This window comes from Pseudoalteromonas sp. SG43-8 (genome assembly GCF_014164245.1).
Taxonomy (GTDB): domain Bacteria; phylum Pseudomonadota; class Gammaproteobacteria; order Enterobacterales; family Alteromonadaceae; genus Pseudoalteromonas; species Pseudoalteromonas distincta.
Genome location: NZ_JACJEX010000001.1, coordinates 1029715 through 1048193, shown reverse-complemented (window position 1 = coordinate 1048193; position 18479 = coordinate 1029715). Strand labels below are relative to the sequence as shown.

Below are 18479 nucleotides of genomic sequence, written 5' to 3'. Positions count from 1 at the left end.
TTAGCTCATACTATAAAAATAAAGCGCGATAATAGCATTTATATTAGGGGTTTTCAGCGCTAAAAAACGTAATATCTGATTTATTGCACTGTCGACACTTCACTGTTTTAGTCTATTTTAAAACCATTTTTATGCGACTTTAGATTAATAGTGTCGACAATAGGCGTGTTTTTTAGCTATTTTGATAGATTTAAGGGTTGACATGATTTTTTAATAAGCCCATAGTAACCACATCAATTGTCGACAATCTAAAAAATAACTTATGACACACACATTTTTAAACGAAGCGCCTATAACTACCGCATCAGATCAAGTATTTGTAGATATGCGCCGTGAGATTGTTGAAGGGAGCATAGTTCAAGGCAGTAAAATATCAGAGCCTGAGCTTGCCAAACGTTATGGTGTAAGCCGTGCAACGCTTAGAGAGGCATTAAATCGTCTAGAAAGTTGCTACCTTGTTGAGCGTAAAGCTAATGTAGGTTGCCGAGTAGTTGCCCTTACCGCTGAGCGTTTGATTGAAGTTTATCAAGTTCGCAGCTCACTTGAAGGCTTGGCATGTAGGCTTGCTGCCGACAATATGGAACCCGAAGAAGTAAAAGGCTTAAAGCAATTACTTAATCAGCACCTACAAACACAACGTGTTAAAGAGGGCGAGTCTTACTATCAAGAAGCCGGCGATTTAGATTTTCATTACCGTATTATTCAAGGCAGTAAAAACGCGCATTTAATTCATTTACTGTGTAATGAGCTCTATCAATTAATACGCATGTACCGTGTACAAATGGGCATGGTGGGGCCGCGTGTATCAAAAGCGTTTGATGAGCATTTAGCTATTATTAACGCCATTGAAAACCACGACGGCGAACTGGCCGAAATGCTTATGAAGCGCCACATAAGCGCATCGCAAGCAAATATTCAAACCAAATTCGACTTATTAGCTAAGCAAAAAGCATAAGCTGTTAAAAGTTAAAAGTTAAAAGTTAAAAGCTAGCAAAAGCAGTCAAACAGTCACAATTACAGATTAAAACTATAAGTTACTCCACGTAGCAACCGTTCAAAGTGAGGAGAAAGTAATGTCAGCAGGATTAAAATTTAAACACGCTATTGCCAATAACCGCCCGTTACAAGTAGTAGGTACTATTAACGCCTACACAGCGATGATGGCAGAAAAAATGGGTCACCAAGCTATTTACCTCTCAGGTGCAGGTGTTGCAAACGCCTCGTTTGGTATGCCTGATTTGGGTATGACAAGCCTTGATAACGTGCTTGAAGATATTCGTCGTATTACTGGTGCGAGCGATTTACCACTACTTGTTGATGCCGATACCGGTTGGGGTGGGGCGTTTAACATTGCACGCACAGTAAAAGAAATGACTAAAGCGGGTGCGGCGGGTTTTCATATAGAAGACCAAGTAGCGCAAAAGCGCTGTGGTCATCGCCCTAATAAAGAAATTGTAAGCCAAGGTGAAATGGTTGACCGCATTAAAGCGGCGGTTGATGCAAAAACCGATAGCGACTTTTATATTATGGCCCGTACCGATGCATTTCAAAAAGAAGGTTTAAACGCCGCGATAGACCGTGCAGCTGCCTGTGTTGAAGCCGGTGCTGACGCTATTTTTGCAGAAGCCGTAAACGACCTTGCTGATTACCAAGCATTTGCAAAAGCGATTAATGTACCAATTTTGGCAAACATTACTGAATTTGGCCAAACACCAATTTACACAAAAGAGCAGCTAAGTGATGTAGGTGTTGAAATGGTGCTTTACCCACTCAGTGCATTTAGAGCCATGAACAAAGCAGCATTAAACGTGTATTCAGCAATTTTAAATGAAGGCTCGCAACAAAGCCAAATTGAAAATATGCAAACGCGTTCTGAGCTTTACGACTTTTTAGATTACCACACGTACGAGAACACACTCGACACACTTTTTTCATCAAAATCTGACAAATAATAATTATTAAAAAATAAAATCACACACAAATTTAAGATAGGAGAAGATCATGGTAGATAAAGCATTAGGCGGCGCGGGTTTACGCGGACAAGTGGCTGGTCAAACAGCATTGTGTACTGTTGGACAAAGTGGTTCTGGTTTAACGTATTGTGGTTACGATATTAGCGAACTTGCCGAAAAAGCGCAGTTTGAAGAAGTGTCTTTTTTACTTTCACGCGGTGAGTTACCAACCACAAGCGAATTGGCAGAATATAAAGCAAAACTAAAAAGTTTACGCGGCTTACCTGATGCGCTTAAAACCGTGCTTGAAAACATTCCTAAAGACGCGCACCCAATGGATGTAATGCGCACGGGTTGCTCAATGTTGGGTAACCTTGAAATGGAAAATGATTTTAGCCAAGCTAATGATGCAATCGACCGTATGGTTGCTGTGTTCCCAAGTATTATTTGTTACTGGTACCGCTTTACACACGATGGCGTTCGCATTGAAACACAAACTGATGACGACTCAGTTGGCGCACATTTTTTAAATTTATTACACGACAAAGCACCTAGTGAATTGTTTGCACAGGTAATGAATGTATCACTAATTTTGTACGCAGAGCACGAGTTTAACGCCTCTACTTTTACAGGGCGTGTGTGTGCATCAACGCTTTCTGATATTCATTCTTGCGTAACTGGTGCGATTGGTACGCTGCGTGGTCCATTACATGGTGGTGCTAACGAAGCGGCAATGGATATGATTCAAGGCTTTACAAGCGCTGAACATGCTGAGAAAGAAATTATGGGCATGCTTGAACGTAAAGACAAAATAATGGGTTTTGGTCATGCTATTTATCGCGAGTCTGATCCGCGTAATGTAATTATTAAAAAGTGGTCTGAAAAACTAGCGGCAGAGGTGGGCGATACCGTACTTTACCCTGTTTCTGTTCGTTGTGAAGAAATTATGTGGCGCGAGAAAAAACTGTTTTGTAATGCCGATTTTTTCCATGCGTCTGCTTATCACTTTATGGATATTCCGACTAAGTTATTTACGCCAATATTTGTAATGAGCCGTGTTACGGGCTGGACAGCACATGTAAAAGAGCAACGCGCTAACAACCGTATTATTCGCCCAAGTGCCGATTACACAGGCCCTGATGCACGTAGTTACACACCAATAGAGTCACGTTAAAAAATGAGTGAGCACGCATGTGCTCACTTTTTTATTGCACATAGCCACTAGCGAGCAGTTTTTCTCAAACTTTTTATTAAGCACGCTAGCTGTGAGCAAACACCGTCACCAAATTAGCGAACCCTTACCATGACCATAATTAATAACACCCAATACCGTAAACCTTTACCGGGCTCAAATGTCGACTACTACGATACGCAAGAAGCCGTAGATGCAATTAAGCCAGGTGCATACGCCACACTACCTTATTCATCACGTGTATTTGCCGAAAACCTAGTACGCAGATGCGACCCTGCCATGTTAACCGATGCACTTAACCAGCTAATTGAGCGCAAGCAAGATTTAGATTTCCCGTGGTATCCCGCGCGCGTAGTATGCCACGATATTTTAGGCCAAACGGCACTTGTTGATTTAGCAGGTTTGCGTGATGCAATTGCAGCCAAAGGCGGTGACCCAGCAAAAGTGAATCCGGTAGTACCTACGCAGTTAATAGTGGATCATTCACTGGCGGTAGAGCATGCCGGTTTTGATCCTGACGCATTTGAAAAAAACCGCGCCATTGAAGACAGACGCAATGATGATCGTTTTCATTTTATAAACTGGACTAAAACTGCGTTTAAAAATATTGACGTGATCCCACCGGGTAACGGCATTATGCATCAAATTAATCTTGAAAAAATGTCGCCGGTTATTCAAAACCGAGATGGCATTGCATTCCCAGATACACTAGTTGGTACCGACAGCCACACGCCACATGTTGATGCGCTGGGCGTTATTGCTGTGGGTGTAGGCGGGCTTGAAGCTGAAAGTGTTATGCTTGGCCGTGCTTCTTATATTCGCTTACCTGATATTGTCGGTGTAGAACTAACAGGTAAGCGCCAACCCGGTATTACCGCGACCGATATTGTACTGGCTATTACTGAATTTTTACGTGAGCAACGTGTTGTATCTACTTATTTAGAGTTTTACGGTGAAGGTGCTGATGCGCTTACTCTTGGCGACAGAGCAACCATTTCAAACATGACACCTGAATTTGGCGCAACTGCAGCCATGTTTTATATCGACGATAAAACAATAGATTATTTGCGTTTAACAGGGCGTGAAGAAGAACAAATTGCCCTTGTAGAAAACTACGCAAAAACAGCAGGCCTTTGGAGCGATAGCTTAAAAACCGCAAAATACGAACGTGTACTTAAGTTTGATTTATCAAGCGTGGGGCGCAATATTGCCGGTCCATCTAATCCGCACCGCCGTGTATCGACAAGCGATTTAGCTAAAGAAGGTATTTCGGGCGTTGTTGAAAATGAAGAAGGCTTAATGCCAGACGGCGCATGTATTATTGCGGCTATTACTAGTTGTACCAATACCAGTAATCCACGCAATGTAATTGCTGCAGCACTCCTTGCCCGTAACGCAAATGCTAAGGGGTTAATGCGTAAACCTTGGGTTAAAACTTCATTAGCACCAGGTTCAAAAGCGGTGCAATCATACCTTGAAGATGCAAACCTACTAACAGAGCTTGAGCAACTTGGCTTTGGCATTGTTGGTTTTGCGTGTACTACCTGTAACGGTATGAGCGGGGCGCTTGACCCTGTTATTCAAAAAGAAGTAATCGAACGCGATTTATACACTACCGCGGTGCTTTCGGGCAATCGTAACTTTGATGGGCGTATTCATCCTTATGCTAAGCAAGCATTTTTAGCGTCACCTCCTTTAGTTGTTGCGTACGCTATTGCAGGTACTATTCGCTTTGATATTGAAAAAGGGATACTAGGGCAAGATCAACAAGGCAACGATATTACGCTTAAAGATTTATGGCCATCTGATGAGGAGATTGATGCAGTTATTAAGCAAAGCGTTAAGCCAGAGCAATTTAGAAAAGTATACGAGCCTATGTTTAATTTAACCGTAGATTACGGTGAAGATAACGACCCACTTTACGATTGGCGCCCAGAAAGCACCTACATTCGTCGCCCTCCTTATTGGGAAGGTGCACTTGCGGGTGAGCGCACTATGACCGGTATGCGCGCGCTTGCAGTACTTGGCGATAACATTACAACGGATCATTTATCGCCATCAAACGCGATTATGGCAAGTAGTGCTGCTGGCGAATACTTAACCAAAATGAACGTCCCAGAGGAAGACTATAACTCGTACGCAACGCACCGGGGCGATCATTTAACAGCGCAGCGCGCAACCTTTGCAAACCCAAAACTACTTAATGAAATGGTACTGGACGAAAACGGCGACGTTAAACAAGGTTCTTACGCTCGCCTAGAGCCACAAGGCACTAATACCCGTATGTGGGAAGCAATCGAAGCCTACATGGAGCGTAAACAGCCGCTTATTATCGTAGCCGGTGCCGATTACGGTCAAGGTTCGTCGCGCGATTGGGCTGCAAAAGGGGTAAGACTTGCAGGCGTTGAAGTAATAGCAGCTGAGGGCTTTGAGCGTATTCACCGTACTAACTTAATTGGTATGGGGGTTTTACCGCTTGAATTTAAAGCAGGCACAACGCGTAAAACCCTAAAGCTGGATGGCAGTGAAACGTACGATGTAACGGGCGATGTAAAACCAGGCGCCACCGTTAATTTAAGTATTACCCGTAAAGATGGTGAAGTGCTTACTGTGCCTATGAAGTGCCGTATAGATACCCAAGAAGAGCTTTCTATTTACGCAGCTGGTGGTGTGTTACAACGCTTTGCTCAAGACTTTTTAGAAGCAGCGCAATCTGCATAAGGGCAAACACTATGTTTAAACCGCAAATTAAAGTGCCTGCAACTTATATGCGTGGCGGCACCAGTAAAGGTGTATTTTTTAATTTAACTGATTTGCCAACGCCTGCTCAAGTAGCAGGCGAGGCGCGCGATAATTTATTACTGCGTGTTATTGGCAGCCCCGATCCGTATGCCAAACAAACGGATGGAATGGGCGGCGCTACATCAAGCACTAGTAAAACCGTAATCCTAAGTAAAAGTGAGCAAGCCGACCACGATGTTGATTACTTGTTTGGTCAAGTGGCTATAGATAAACCTTTTGTGGATTGGAGCGGTAACTGCGGTAACTTAACGTCAGCAGTGGGGGCTTTTGCCATTAGTAATGGTTTGGTCGATAAAAACCGAGTACCTAATAACGGTGTTGCTATTGTGCGCGTGTGGCAGGCTAATATTAAAAAAAGCATATTAGTGCATGTCCCTATGACCAATGGCGAAGTACAAGAAACCGGCGACTTTGAGCTCGATGGCGTTACATTTGCTGCAGCTGAAGTAAAACTTGAATTTATCGACCCCGCCGATGGCGATGGCGCGTTATTTCCAACAGGCAACGTAGTTGATGACTTAGAGGTTCCAGGTGTTGGCATTTTAAAAGCAACAATGATAAATGCAGGTATTCCTACTGTATTTATCAACGCCGCTGATATTGGTTATACCGGCACAGAGCTGCAAGACGATATAAATAACGATGTTGCAGCGCTTAAAAAGCTTGAAACCATTCGTGCTTATGGCGCTGTTAAAATGGGCTTAATCACTAATATTAGTGAAGCACAGGCTCGCCAACATACGCCAAAGGTTGCGTTTGTTGCAGCGCCTTTAGATTACAAAGCGTCTAGCGGTAAAATGATTGAGGCTGCCAATATCAACTTATTAGTACGTGCTATGTCGATGGGTAAACTGCACCACGCCATGATGGGCACAGCGGCTGTAGCTATTGGTACGGCTGCGGCTATTGAAGGCACACTCGTAAATATAGCCGCTGGTGGCGGCGCATTGAGTGAAGTTAACTTTGGTCACCCGTCGGGCACGCTAAAAGTAGGTGCTGAGGCTAAAAATAATGCTGGCAACTGGCTAGTTACCAAAGCAAGTATGAGCCGAAGTGCACGTGTATTAATGGAAGGGGTTGTAAGAGTCCCTTACTAATCACTGGTGAAGTTAAGCGCAACTAAACATTTATTTTAGTTAAGCAAACAAATTTTATAAACGTTTGCTTAGCTAAAGTAAAACCTACTCACACTCGTTAGAAATAATCCTTTTTCATTAATTTTTCGAATTATCGTCTTTTTTAGCTCTCATCCACCGCATTTACTTGAAGAATATAATTAACAAACTAGATTGTATGTAATATTCATTTAATAAAGTGAATATATTGTATCAATATGTGCTGGTTCTTTATGAGTGTCTATAGGTTATTGAATAATAGAGATGCTGATAAAGAAGTAGCTCATAGAATAAAGATAAATACTTCTATAAAACGTATAAATATGTAGCATAACTATATAGCTTAATGGTATTTTTAATGTTCTAGTAACAAAAGTTATGATTGTGTACTTTTTTGATGCTTTTAGAATATAAAAGCTTACATAAATCACTATCAACTAAACTAATTTCTGATACTCATTCCAGGCTATCAAGGAGAAATAAATGGTAAAGCGTACGATCAAATTTACACCTATTGCAGCTTCAGTTGCACTTACATTAGGCTTAACAGCATGTGGTTCTGATAACGACAGAAATATTCCTGTTGCACCTGTAGAATCTTTTACTGCAACGGGCGATGCACAATTTAACATTGAAGTAACAGGTAAAGCAGTTAAAGGTTCAATGAAAAGTGCAGTAGTAACTGTAATGACTTTAGATGCATCTGGTCAAAGCGTTCCTGTTGCATTTCGCTCAGCTGCCTCAGCAGAGGCTGAGTCTTTTACTGAAGAAGCACTATCACAAGATGCTGCAGATGCAGCGGTAGAAGCAAGTAAAATTGCCGCTAACCCTGAAGTGCTAACTGATGAAAACGGTCGTTACAGCATCTACCTAGATGATGATTTTACTGGACCTGTTTACATTACTGTTAAAACGTCTGAAGAAGGCGATGATAGCTTTTTACGTTGTGATGCTTACGTAGGTTGTGGCACTTACGATGAAGCGCCAGAAGTTGACGACGAAAATGATGGCGATATTGATATTGAGTTTGGCGAATGGTACAAAACTGACCTAGAGCTTTCAGTTGTTAAGTTTATTCCAGCTGTTGAAGCAGATACATCTGGAGCGAGCGGAGCAGCTGGCGACGATAATGTTTTAGGTTCTTATAAAGCTAATGTTACTTTTTTAACATCGTTAGTGGCGGGTCTTCTTCTTGACTCAGGTTCAAGTGTAGATGAAGACGCTATTGCTACAGCTAGCTTAAACACTGTTGTACAAGTAATGGGTCAAGACGCAGCACTTTTACTTTCTGCTATTATTGGCGATTTATCTAACGGCGGCGCTGTAGATTTAAGTAATGTTGATGGCGAAGAAGAACTTACTGACGGTATTTTAGCAATTGCACAGCTTTCATCTTCAATTCAAGGTTTACCTTCAATTGGTGATGTAATGAGCAGCATTAAAGCTGGTATTAAATCAGGCCAGTTTAAAGGTAATACTGACGCTGACATTGCTGCAATAGCTACAATGTTACAAACAGCAATTACAAATACTGCAAATATTTTTGTTGCTGTAGCAACGGGTGATGAAACTGCAATTGAAAACGCTTTAAAAGCGGCATTCTCTGCTAACAACCCTAATGCAACACAAGCACAAATTGATGCGTTTGCCGCTAATTCAGTAGGTATTGCTAAAAAAGCAAAAGCAGCGAAAGACAAAGCTGTTAAAAATGGTGCAGCAACTGATGCCGGCCTTGCAGCCGCTGCAGTAAAAGTTAAAAAAGCACTAGAAGTAATTGGTTGTACTGGTGCAGAGTGTACAGTTGGAGATGATTTTTATACAGCTCTAGCAGCTGCATTAACAGTAGAAGTTACAGCTTCACAGACTGCACTTACTGCATTAGAAATGGATATTGAAACAGCTCAAAGTTCACTTGCTGATGTTCAAGCAATGGGTGGCGATGCTCTTACAGCTGATAACGCAGCTGCATTTGTAAGCGCTGTTACATTACTGAAAAATGAAGCTGCTACTGCTGGTTTAACAGCTAAAGCGGGTTCTATTTTTGTTAAATCACAAGGTTATGTAACTGCTGCAAAAGCGTTAGTTACTCAAAGCTCTGATTACCAACAGATTCTTGATTCTGCAACGTCTTTACAAACAGATGCAGGTGTTGCTGTAACTGACACAGTTGCATACGACGCTGCATTAGCTGCACTAGTAGCAGAAGCAGAAGCAGCGATTGAAACGTTTGATATTGCTCTTGCTGCTGCAAAACTAGTTGCTGAAAACACTGCCGACGTTGCTGATGAGAAAAAATCAGCAGCAGACACAGCTGAAGCAGCTTCTACAAGCGCACTTGCTAACGCAGAAGGTGCAATGGTAGATACAGCCGCAAACGCAACGGAAGCTCTTGAGCTTGCAATGACTGCTGTTACTGCTGCGTCTGATTTTGCTGCTGCTGTTGATGCACTTGAAATTGCTATTGAGCAAGCACTTGTTGCTGCTAATGCTTACCTAGACCTTGAAGGCGAAGGCGCACAAGCAATGATTGATGCGCTTACAGCTATGCAAACAGCTGCTGTAGCTCAAGGTGAACTAGCTAGCGAGCAATTTGTAACAGCTTATAATCTACAACTTGTTGCTGAAGCGGCGGTTGCTAAACTTGAAGTACTAACTTCTGTTAAAGCTACATCAGAGTCATTATCGACTATGACTGTGCTTACTAATACTGGCGGTCAAGCGGTTATCGATGCAGCAGACGTTCTTGCTGACGTAATTGATGAACTAGCTGAAATGGGTAACTCAGGTGAAGGTACTTCTACTCGTCAACCTGATTGGTCATATAACTATGACTTAGATGCGTTAGTTTTAGAATTAGAAAACGAAACTACCGGTGAAATGATCAGTGCTTCAGCTTCTTACCAAGGCGAGCAATTAGTTGTTGCTTGGGGCGCTACATTAATGGGTGAAAATGACGCAACTGTGTCACTTGTTACGGGTGAAAGCCGTACTGCAGCTCTAGAAGAGTGTGAACTGTTTGCTGACGGTACGATTATTGATCCTACGCAAATTGATTCATGTTTAATATTCACATTTGATGGTGCAGTAAATGCTGACACAGTTGATGACGCTGAAATCGTTAACACTGAAGCTTGGAACCACGTTGAAATTATGGACGGTGATTCTGGTTTCACTGGTATGCTAAACCTTACTGCAACTGAAGAATCAGATTCTTCAAGTATTACACTTGAAGGTATGTCTGGCGACTTAGACTTTAAAGTAATGGGTATGGTTGACAGTAGTGGTGATGAAGATGAAAGTACATTAGAAGTTATGGTTAAAGGTGACGCAGCAATGGGTTACACATTGTCTCTAACTGGTATGGAATCTACAGGTTACACTGGTGATGTTAAAGCTATGTACAATGGCGAAATGATGTCATTTGGTACTGCTTCTAAAGTTACTAACGGTGTATCTATCACTTACATCGATGGTGATGTAGTGCCTTACACTGATGTTGATTTAATTGATTCATCTAAGTAATATTTAAACTATAAAAGGGGAAAGCAGCGCTTTTCCCTTTTTTTATAGAAAGCGATTAAATTATGAAAAAAAAAATTCTCTTGTTAGGATTTTCAACAGCTTTTATTTCTCCTCTTGCTTCCGCAGATAACCAATTTCAAATATTTACTCATTTTGACGCAGAAATTTATACTGAAGCACAACCAGTACAAGCCTTTGTAGATGATTTTGATGCACCATTAAAATCGGGTGACAGTGCATTTACCTATAATATTTTTGAAGTGGGTGTTGGCTACGGTAATTTTAAAGTGGGTTTACAAAGTCGTTATGACTATGTTCTTAACTTTGATCCTGATACAGCAAAATATACTCATACCGAAAAGAATGACTTAGAGTTTGAAGATAGATTTTATACTTATTACCTCGATGCTAAACAAGCAACGTCTAATGGTGTATTTGTATCTTATGATTTTAAATTTTTAGATAAAAATGCATTAACAATAACACCTAAGCTTTCTGTTTTTGCCAGCTCACACTATCAAGATGCGACAGTAAATGGTGAAATTTTTAGTGATGAAGTTGAAGGTGCTGTAACTGTCGATTACAACTTTTCAAAAGATATTTTATTTAAAGAATTTACACCTTCACAAAAGCCTGAAGGGCTAGGCTATAGCCTAGATATTTTTGCCGATTGGCAAGTAAATGACGAGCTTAAAGTTGGTTTTAGCGTAAAAGATTTGCTCTATAAAACTCAGTACGAAGACAGTGGCTCTGTAAAGGGTCAAACTACTGAAATTCCATTTAGCGAAGATGATAACGGCGATATTATTACTCAGCCAACAGTTTCATTAAAAACATCTGCATTTGGAAATACGGTATCTCATGATTTCGAAATGGAAATGCGACTACAAGCATTTGCCGATTACAGAATAAACGATCGGTTTTCGACTCAGTTAACTTTAAAACGTTACGATAAAGACACGTTTAGCCAATTAAAAGGCCGTATTCACTTTTGGGATCATTGGCGAGTACAAGCAGGCTACGAAACAAAAAGCGAAGCATTTTTAGTTGGTATAGAAAACGAATATTTTGGTCTTAATTTACAAACTGATAGCCTAGATTTAGATAAAGCCTATTATGCGAATGTGAATTGGTACGTGAACATTAAGTTTTAAGGAATGAAGATGTTAAAACAAATTATACCTTTAGGGGTCGCTATTGCATTGGCAGGTTGTGGTTCTTCATCAGACAGTGACAGTTCTGAATCTGTTGCAGTGAGTGAAATTACTACATCTTCTTCTGTGAGTTTTTATGTATCTAATTGGCAATCACCACAGGGCACGCTTAATGTTTTAGATAGCGATGGGGTGGTGCAAGAATCAATTGAAGTCGAAAACATCAATACTGCGAGTGTAAGTGTAACTCCACTTACTTTTAATAGTTTTGAGTTTATACCTAGCGATACCACTCTACCTTGTCCGCGATTTACAGGGTGTGGCAGAACTGTGCGTGGTGATGTAAATGACTTAAACGCAAACCGGTTAATCGATTACCAAGAATTGACAGCCGTTACTCTTAATTACAAAGCGGATGCATTTAGTGCACCGGGTGTAAATAAGGTTTATTTATCACCATTGAGCAAAGCAATTACAGAAGAAGGCTTTAGTGCTACACAGGCGAGTTTATCAGCCACGCCTTTTTATCATTTAACGCACAGTAATTTAAATGCAAGTGTTGAAGCAGAAATGGTGACAAATGCCTTCACCTACGCGGCAATTTTAGCTGGTGTTGCTGATAGTTCGTTTAGTGTTGAAAGTGCTTTTAATACATTTACTAACTTGGAGACTGACCAGCAAGCATGGCAAGATTACAGCGACTTAGCAGCGCAGTATGTTACAGACAACTTATTTAGCGACCAAGGTAATGCTTTGCTGAAAAATGTAGCTGGTCAAGTTAAGCAAACGATTGCAAGTGTAACTACATTTGCAAATTGGCAGGCTCGCTCAGCAGAAGTGCAAAGCTTAGACTCAAGAGAGTTACTTGTTGATACGCGAAATATAATTGGTGTTGCAAGACTTCAAGAAAAAAGCTATTCAGATGAATTAGACGCAAAATTTACTGAGCTTGAAGGTGCGTTTGATGAAGATACACAAAGAACCCTTGATGCACTTAGTAATGCTTTAAACGAAGTTATCACAAATTATTCACCACTAGCTGATGGCTCTACACCATCAGGGCAATATAAGCTTCGTGATTTAGATATTGATTACAACCAATCACCTTATACTTGGGCTATTACTGGCACATATGATGAGTTACCTATAACCATTGATTTATCAATTCCAACTTTCAGAGTAAGTGGTGTATTAGGTAATAAAATCGAAGGTGTAATGAGCGCAACGGTCACAAATGGTACTACGGTATTAAGTGTGGATGTAAGTGAGTTGCTGATTGAGTTTGATGGCATAGATGCTCAAAGTGAATTAAACCCAGAAGCCGATACGGGTATTACACAGGTAACCACCAACGTAATTATTAATAAAGCAGCGGGTAAACTCGAAGGTGATTTATCAGTAAACTTAAATCGTTTTGTTAATTCACTAGGTGAGGAGTCAACCACGTTATCTACTTTTGATTTTAATGGTGATTACGTAAGCGACATTCAAAACACTGCATTTCATATCACAGCAGTAGAGGCTTCGCCTTTTGTTGGTGAAGATAATGACGATTTAGCATTCACTTTTGAATTAGATTTTCCATTGAGTGGTGCAAGCGATTTTAAATTTGCGTACGTAGGCGATGTGGAAAACTTATCAGAACTTACCTCTACAGATATATTTGTTAGCATACAAAATCGCGCGTTAGATTTACGTATTCGTGATGTTAGTGGCAACATTAATCTAATAGCGAAAGGCGAAAATGGACGTTGGTTAGATGTAAAGCAAAAGGGCCGTAATTACAGTGGCGGTTTATATTTTGGTGATACTAAACTAGCTGATGTTACTGCGGTACGTGGTATTCCTGGTGTTTTATTTCCAAATGGTGAGTTTGAGTCGTTATTTTAACCATTAGATTAAATAATTAAAAACTCAGCATATGCCTTACAGCTCAGCGCTTTTTGCGATGAGTGAAGTGTTTTTATAGCTATTCAAAATCCGATATTAGTTTCTGATATCGGATTTTTTAATGTTTGTTATATTAGTTAAATGCGCCTGAATCGAGGTAGCTGCCAATCCCGAGTGTAAACATCCATAGCCCCCATAAGCTGTGTTCAATAACACACACGACCGTTGAGCGGCTTTGTGCGTAGGTATACGCAAACAGTAAACCGCCCAAAAAGGCTAAGGCTACTGCAATCCAATTGGCATACACAATATGCGCCAGCGCAAATACACTCGCACTGACTACAATACGCACTGCTTTTTTCGGCATGATGCGTTTATAACGATGAAAAAAATACGTTCGGAATATTAATTCTTGAGGAATAACCGACAGTATTGGATACAGCACCAATAGTAAAAGCCAACCATTAAATGAGTTACGGGGAAGGGTAAACCAGTTGCCTTGATGAATAATCCCGTAAAACATGCCTGAGAACAGCGCACCTAAAAAAAAGAAGCTAAACACACGCCTTTTAACAGCAGAAAATTGCCCAAGGCTTGTGAGTCTAAACCGTTTAAAATGGGGATCGCCTAGTAGCAACATACAACACACACTCATAAGTATAATAAGCGCAGGGATAAGCCAATTAGCTAAATGCTCGCGTAATCCAAAACCCAACAAGGGCAGCAATATAAAAATGAGGGTAAATTCAAACCAGCGGTATTGATTAGCGTTCAAGGTCGTCTCAACTTGCTTTTTTTAATAAGCTAACAAGCTAAGACGACACTTTTATGACGAGGGGCTTACTTTGCAGGTTCTTCTTCATCAGGGAGGTATTTGTACAAGGCAATAATGGTGGCAAAAATACTTACAAAGGTAATACCCATTAAACCAAATACTTTAAAGTTAACCCAAAAGTCGAGCGAAAAATTATATGCAATATAAATGTTTAGTGCTGCGATGCCAGAAGTAATTACAACCCACATTAAATTAAGCTTATCCCATAATGGTTCTGGGACAACAATGGCTTGCTTTGTATCATTAGCGTTTTCGAGGATTGAGCTAAGCGCTTTTTTAACGAGATTTTTATTAAGTACATAACGGCTAACAAGTAGCGTTAAACTTAAACCTGCATATATGAGTGTTGCTTTCCATTTAATGTATTGCTCATCATGAAGTACCAGCGTTAACGTACCGAACACGGCAGCAATGGCAAAAAATATCCAATGACGAGTAGGCACATTTCCATGTTTAAAGTAGCTATAAGCAACTTGAATAAGCGTAGTGGCCATTAATAAACCGGTAGCCCAATAAATATCGACGAGTTTAAACACTGCAAAAAACAGTATGAGTGGAATGTATTCAATTAATGCGTGCATATACTACCTAAATTATACAAAAAAGAGTCAAAGGCTTTTTACCACATAAAGCTTAGCAACTACAAGGTTGACTTGTTGCCCTGTAACCCTTAGCCTGCGTGGCTTTATTACCAATTTGGTTTGGTATTTTTTATATCATCATATTCCCACGCTTAACCAACACTGATTTGGCGTGTATTTAGGAGCCTAAAATGAATAAAGCAGAACTCGTTGCTGCCATTTCACAAAAAAGTGAATTAACAAAAAAAGATTCTCAAGCGGCACTTTCAAGCTTGCAAAAAGTCATTACTAAATCGCTTTCTGAGGGCGATCAAGTTCAAATTAATGGCTTTGGTACCTTTGCACTAAGTTATTACCCAGCGCGTACTGGGCGTAACCCACAAACAGGGGCTGCAATTGAAATAGAAGGCGCAAATAAAGCGGTTTTTAAACCGGCTAAAGCGTTAAAAGACCTGCTTTAAATAGCACTACTTAGCTTGGTCGTTGACTGAGCTTTGCCCATCACGCCAACAAGTTGTGCGTCTACAAAAATAAACATAATGCCGAGCGTTAGTTGTAGGCGTTGAGCTTGCTCACGCGAGAAGCGAAGTTTCTGTATTTAAATCACCAAGTAGCAAAGCTATGTCTGATCTATGTAGTTTTTTCATCCCTTCTAAATGATTTACATGGCATTATAAATCCTACTTAAATTAACTCCTTTATTTTCAATTGCTTGTTATCGGCACGCATCGTGCTTTTTTGATTGTGTATTTTAAATATACCTTTTAAGAAAATAAGGAGATCTCAATGAGTACATTACAAACAAGCACACGTTTACAAGGCAAAAAAATCGCAATTTTAGCCACTGATGGATTTGAGCAAAGTGAGCTTTTATCTCCACGCAGCGCATTACTTGATGCTGGTGCAAACATCGAAATAGTATCAATTAAAGAAGGCCAAATTACTGGCTGGGATGAAGACAAGTGGGGCGATAAAGTAACAGTAGATAAACTAGTTACAAACGCAGATCCTGCTGATTACGACGCGCTTATGCTTCCTGGTGGTTTATTTAATCCAGACAGTTTACGCCAAGATAAAGATGCTAAAGCATTTATTGATGGCTTTTTTGGCGCAGAAAAAAACAAACCCGTTGCTGCTATTTGCCACGCACCGTGGTTGTTAGCTGAAATTAATAAATTGCGCGACCGTACTATTACTTCTTTTCCTAGTATTAAAAGCGATTTAATTAATGCAGGTGCTAATTGGGTCGATCAAGAAGTATGTGTAGACCAAGGTTTGGTAACAAGCCGAAGCCCAGCTGATTTAGAAGCATTTAATGCTAAATTTATTGAAGAGATTTTAGAGGGTAAACACCAAGCTCACTAATTTGCTTTTAAAAAACAAAAAAGGGCATTTAATTGCCCTTTTTTAATGCGTAAATTTACACTTTTTATAATGCGGTTGCGGCTTTCATTTCACTAACAAATGCTTTTAACTGCGTTGTCATTGCGTCTAAATCGTTAAGGTTAGCTTCAATAATTTTAACTACAGCAGAGCCTGAAATAGCACCTGCTGCGCCTGCATTAAGTGCCGCTTTTACATCATCTGGCATTGAAATACCAAATCCTAAAAGAGCAGGAGCTGCATGGTATTCTTTTAATTTAGTAACAATATTACCCGCTGGCATTTGTGCTTTTGTATCGGTACCGGTAACACCAGCGCGCGATAGTAAATACGTATAACCACGACCGTAAGAGGCGCATTGGCGAAGAGTGTCGTCATCTGCATTAGGTGTGGCAATAAAAATTGGGTCTACACCGTTATCCATTGCTGACTTTCTAAATATTTTAGATTCATGCAGAGGCACGTCAGCCACTAAAATAGAGTCTACACCTACCGCTTTTGCATCTTTATAAAATGCTTCTATGCCGCGCTTAAAAACAAGGTTTGAGTAAAGCAATAATCCAATTGGAATATCGGCGTTATACTCGCGTATCTCTTTAATAACATCAAAGCAATCTTGCGTGTTAATGTGCACATCAAGTGCCCGAATATTTGCTTTTTGAATTACAGGGCCATCCGCAATCGGATCAGAAAACGGAATACCAAGCTCAAGTGCATCTGCGCCGCCATCAATTAAGCTTTTAATAATCGCAACACTTTGCTCTTTACCTGGGTCGCCAATTGTTACAAATGGTACAAACGCACCTTGTTTTTGCTCGTTAAGCGCTGCAAACATTTTACCGTAACGATCCGTTTTTACTTGGCTCATAGCTGACCTCTTTCAGATAGTACATTGTGAACGTGTGCTAAATCTTTATCGCCACGACCACTTAAATTAATAACTAAAACGCTTTCCTCGGTTTGCTCTTCTGCATACTTAAGTGCATAAGCAAGCGCATGGCTTGATTCAAGCGCCGGAATGATCCCTTCGTTTTTAGCAAGTGATTGAAACGCATCAAGCGCTTCTGTATCTGTGATACCCACGTATTGCGCTCGACCGGTTTCGTGTAAAAATGCGTGCTGAGGACCAACCGCAGGATAATCAAGACCCGCTGATACAGAGTAAGACTCTTCAATTTGGCCATCGTCGTTTTGCATAATGTACGTGTAAGTACCGTGTAATATACCTTTAGTGCCCTTACAAATTGTTGCACCGTGCTCATTTGTATCAAGCCCTTTACCAGCAGGCTCAACACCAATTAATTTAACGCCTGGCTCGTCAATAAAGTCGGTGAACATACCAATTGCGTTTGAACCACCACCAACACAGGCAATTACAGCGTCAGGTAAACGACCTTCGGCTTTAAGTACTTGTTGTTTAGCTTCTTCACCAATAACTTTTTGATACTCACGTACAATTGTTGGGAATGGGTGAGGGCCCGCTGCTGTGCCTAGTAGGTAGTGCGCGTCTTGATAATTAGCTGACCAGTCACGCAGAGCTTCATTTACTGCATCTTTTAATGTGCCAGAACCCGCTGTTACCGGAATAACCTCTGCGCCCATTAACTTCATTCTAAATACGTTTGGTTGCTGACGTTCAACGTCTTTTGCGCCCATATAAATTCGACATTTTAAACCCAGTAATGCACATGCAAGCGCTGTTGCAACGCCGTGTTGACCGGCACCTGTTTCAGCAATCACTTGTTTTTTACCCATACGCTTAGTAAGTAACGCTTGGCCAAGTACTTGGTTGGTTTTATGTGCGCCGCCGTGTAATAAGTCTTCACGCTTTAGATACAGTTTTACTTTTGGGTTTTTAACTAAATTGCGCGTTAAAGTAAGTGGGGTAGGACGACCCGCATACTCGTTTAATAATTTACTTAGCTCAGCCTGAAACTCAGGATCTTTTTGTGCTTTGTTAAATTCGTTTTCTAACTGCTTAAGCGCAGGGACAAGTAACTCGGGTACAAACATACCGCCAAACTCGCCAAAATAAGCTGGATTTTGCATTTTA

14 protein-coding genes are annotated in these 18479 nt (G+C 40.6%); 10 read left to right on the top strand and 4 right to left on the bottom strand.

Going from position 1 to position 18479, the window contains the following annotated elements; all coding sequences use genetic code 11:
* The first annotated feature begins 262 nt into the window (after positions 1-262).
* From H5122_RS04710 to H5122_RS04675, 8 genes are all read left to right on the top strand, one after another.
* Positions 263-955, top strand: coding sequence for a GntR family transcriptional regulator (locus H5122_RS04710; RefSeq protein ID WP_002962362.1), 693 nt, complete (start codon positions 263-265; stop codon positions 953-955).
* Positions 956-1073: 118 nt separating this feature from the next.
* Positions 1074-1952, top strand: coding sequence for a methylisocitrate lyase (gene prpB, locus H5122_RS04705; protein WP_182681419.1), 879 nt, complete (start codon positions 1074-1076; stop codon positions 1950-1952).
* A gap of 49 nt (positions 1953-2001) precedes the next feature.
* Positions 2002-3126, top strand: coding sequence for a 2-methylcitrate synthase (gene prpC / locus H5122_RS04700; RefSeq protein ID WP_182681418.1), 1125 nt, complete (start codon positions 2002-2004; stop codon positions 3124-3126).
* A gap of 129 nt (positions 3127-3255) precedes the next feature.
* Complete coding sequence (gene acnD / locus H5122_RS04695; protein WP_182681417.1) at positions 3256-5865, top strand: Fe/S-dependent 2-methylisocitrate dehydratase AcnD; 2610 nt, start codon at positions 3256-3258, stop codon at positions 5863-5865.
* Between the two features lie 11 nt (positions 5866-5876).
* Positions 5877-7043: a 2-methylaconitate cis-trans isomerase PrpF gene (gene prpF / locus H5122_RS04690; protein ID WP_182681416.1), complete on the top strand. Its 1167-nt coding sequence runs from the start codon at positions 5877-5879 to the stop codon at positions 7041-7043.
* 501 nt (positions 7044-7544) lie between these two features.
* Positions 7545-10583, top strand: a complete 3039-nt coding sequence (locus H5122_RS04685) for a hypothetical protein (protein WP_182681415.1) — start codon at positions 7545-7547, stop codon at positions 10581-10583.
* Positions 10584-10645: 62 nt separating this feature from the next.
* Positions 10646-11737, top strand: coding sequence for a hypothetical protein (locus H5122_RS04680; RefSeq protein ID WP_039489982.1), 1092 nt, complete (start codon positions 10646-10648; stop codon positions 11735-11737).
* A gap of 9 nt (positions 11738-11746) precedes the next feature.
* Positions 11747-13627: a hypothetical protein gene (locus tag H5122_RS04675; protein ID WP_182681414.1), complete on the top strand. Its 1881-nt coding sequence runs from the start codon at positions 11747-11749 to the stop codon at positions 13625-13627.
* A 133-nt stretch (positions 13628-13760) separates the two neighbouring features.
* On the opposite strand, the gene H5122_RS04670 is transcribed toward H5122_RS04675, so the two are convergent.
* Positions 13761-14402 carry a CPBP family intramembrane glutamic endopeptidase gene (locus H5122_RS04670; RefSeq protein ID WP_182674247.1) on the bottom strand — a complete coding sequence of 214 codons (642 nt, stop codon included), beginning with the start codon at positions 14400-14402 and terminating at the stop codon, positions 13761-13763.
* A gap of 65 nt (positions 14403-14467) precedes the next feature.
* Positions 14468-15043, bottom strand: a complete 576-nt coding sequence (locus H5122_RS04665) for an inner membrane-spanning protein YciB (RefSeq protein ID WP_182681413.1) — start codon at positions 15041-15043, stop codon at positions 14468-14470.
* A gap of 191 nt (positions 15044-15234) precedes the next feature.
* On the opposite strand from H5122_RS04665, the gene H5122_RS04660 reads away from it, so the two are divergent.
* Positions 15235-15504, top strand: coding sequence for an HU family DNA-binding protein (locus H5122_RS04660; RefSeq protein WP_182681412.1), 270 nt, complete (start codon positions 15235-15237; stop codon positions 15502-15504).
* 325 nt (positions 15505-15829) lie between these two features.
* Positions 15830-16408: a type 1 glutamine amidotransferase domain-containing protein gene (locus tag H5122_RS04655; protein WP_024595007.1), complete on the top strand. Its 579-nt coding sequence runs from the start codon at positions 15830-15832 to the stop codon at positions 16406-16408.
* Positions 16409-16472: 64 nt separating this feature from the next.
* On the opposite strand, the gene trpA is transcribed toward H5122_RS04655, so the two are convergent.
* Positions 16473-17294, bottom strand: coding sequence for a tryptophan synthase subunit alpha (gene trpA / locus H5122_RS04650; RefSeq protein ID WP_182681411.1), 822 nt, complete (start codon positions 17292-17294; stop codon positions 16473-16475).
* A complete protein-coding gene (gene trpB / locus H5122_RS04645) occupies positions 17291-18475 on the bottom strand; it encodes a tryptophan synthase subunit beta (protein ID WP_002961582.1) in 1185 nt (394 codons plus the stop codon). The genes trpA and trpB overlap by 4 nt, the downstream gene beginning before the upstream one ends.
* Between the last annotated feature and the right edge of the window lie 4 nt (positions 18476-18479).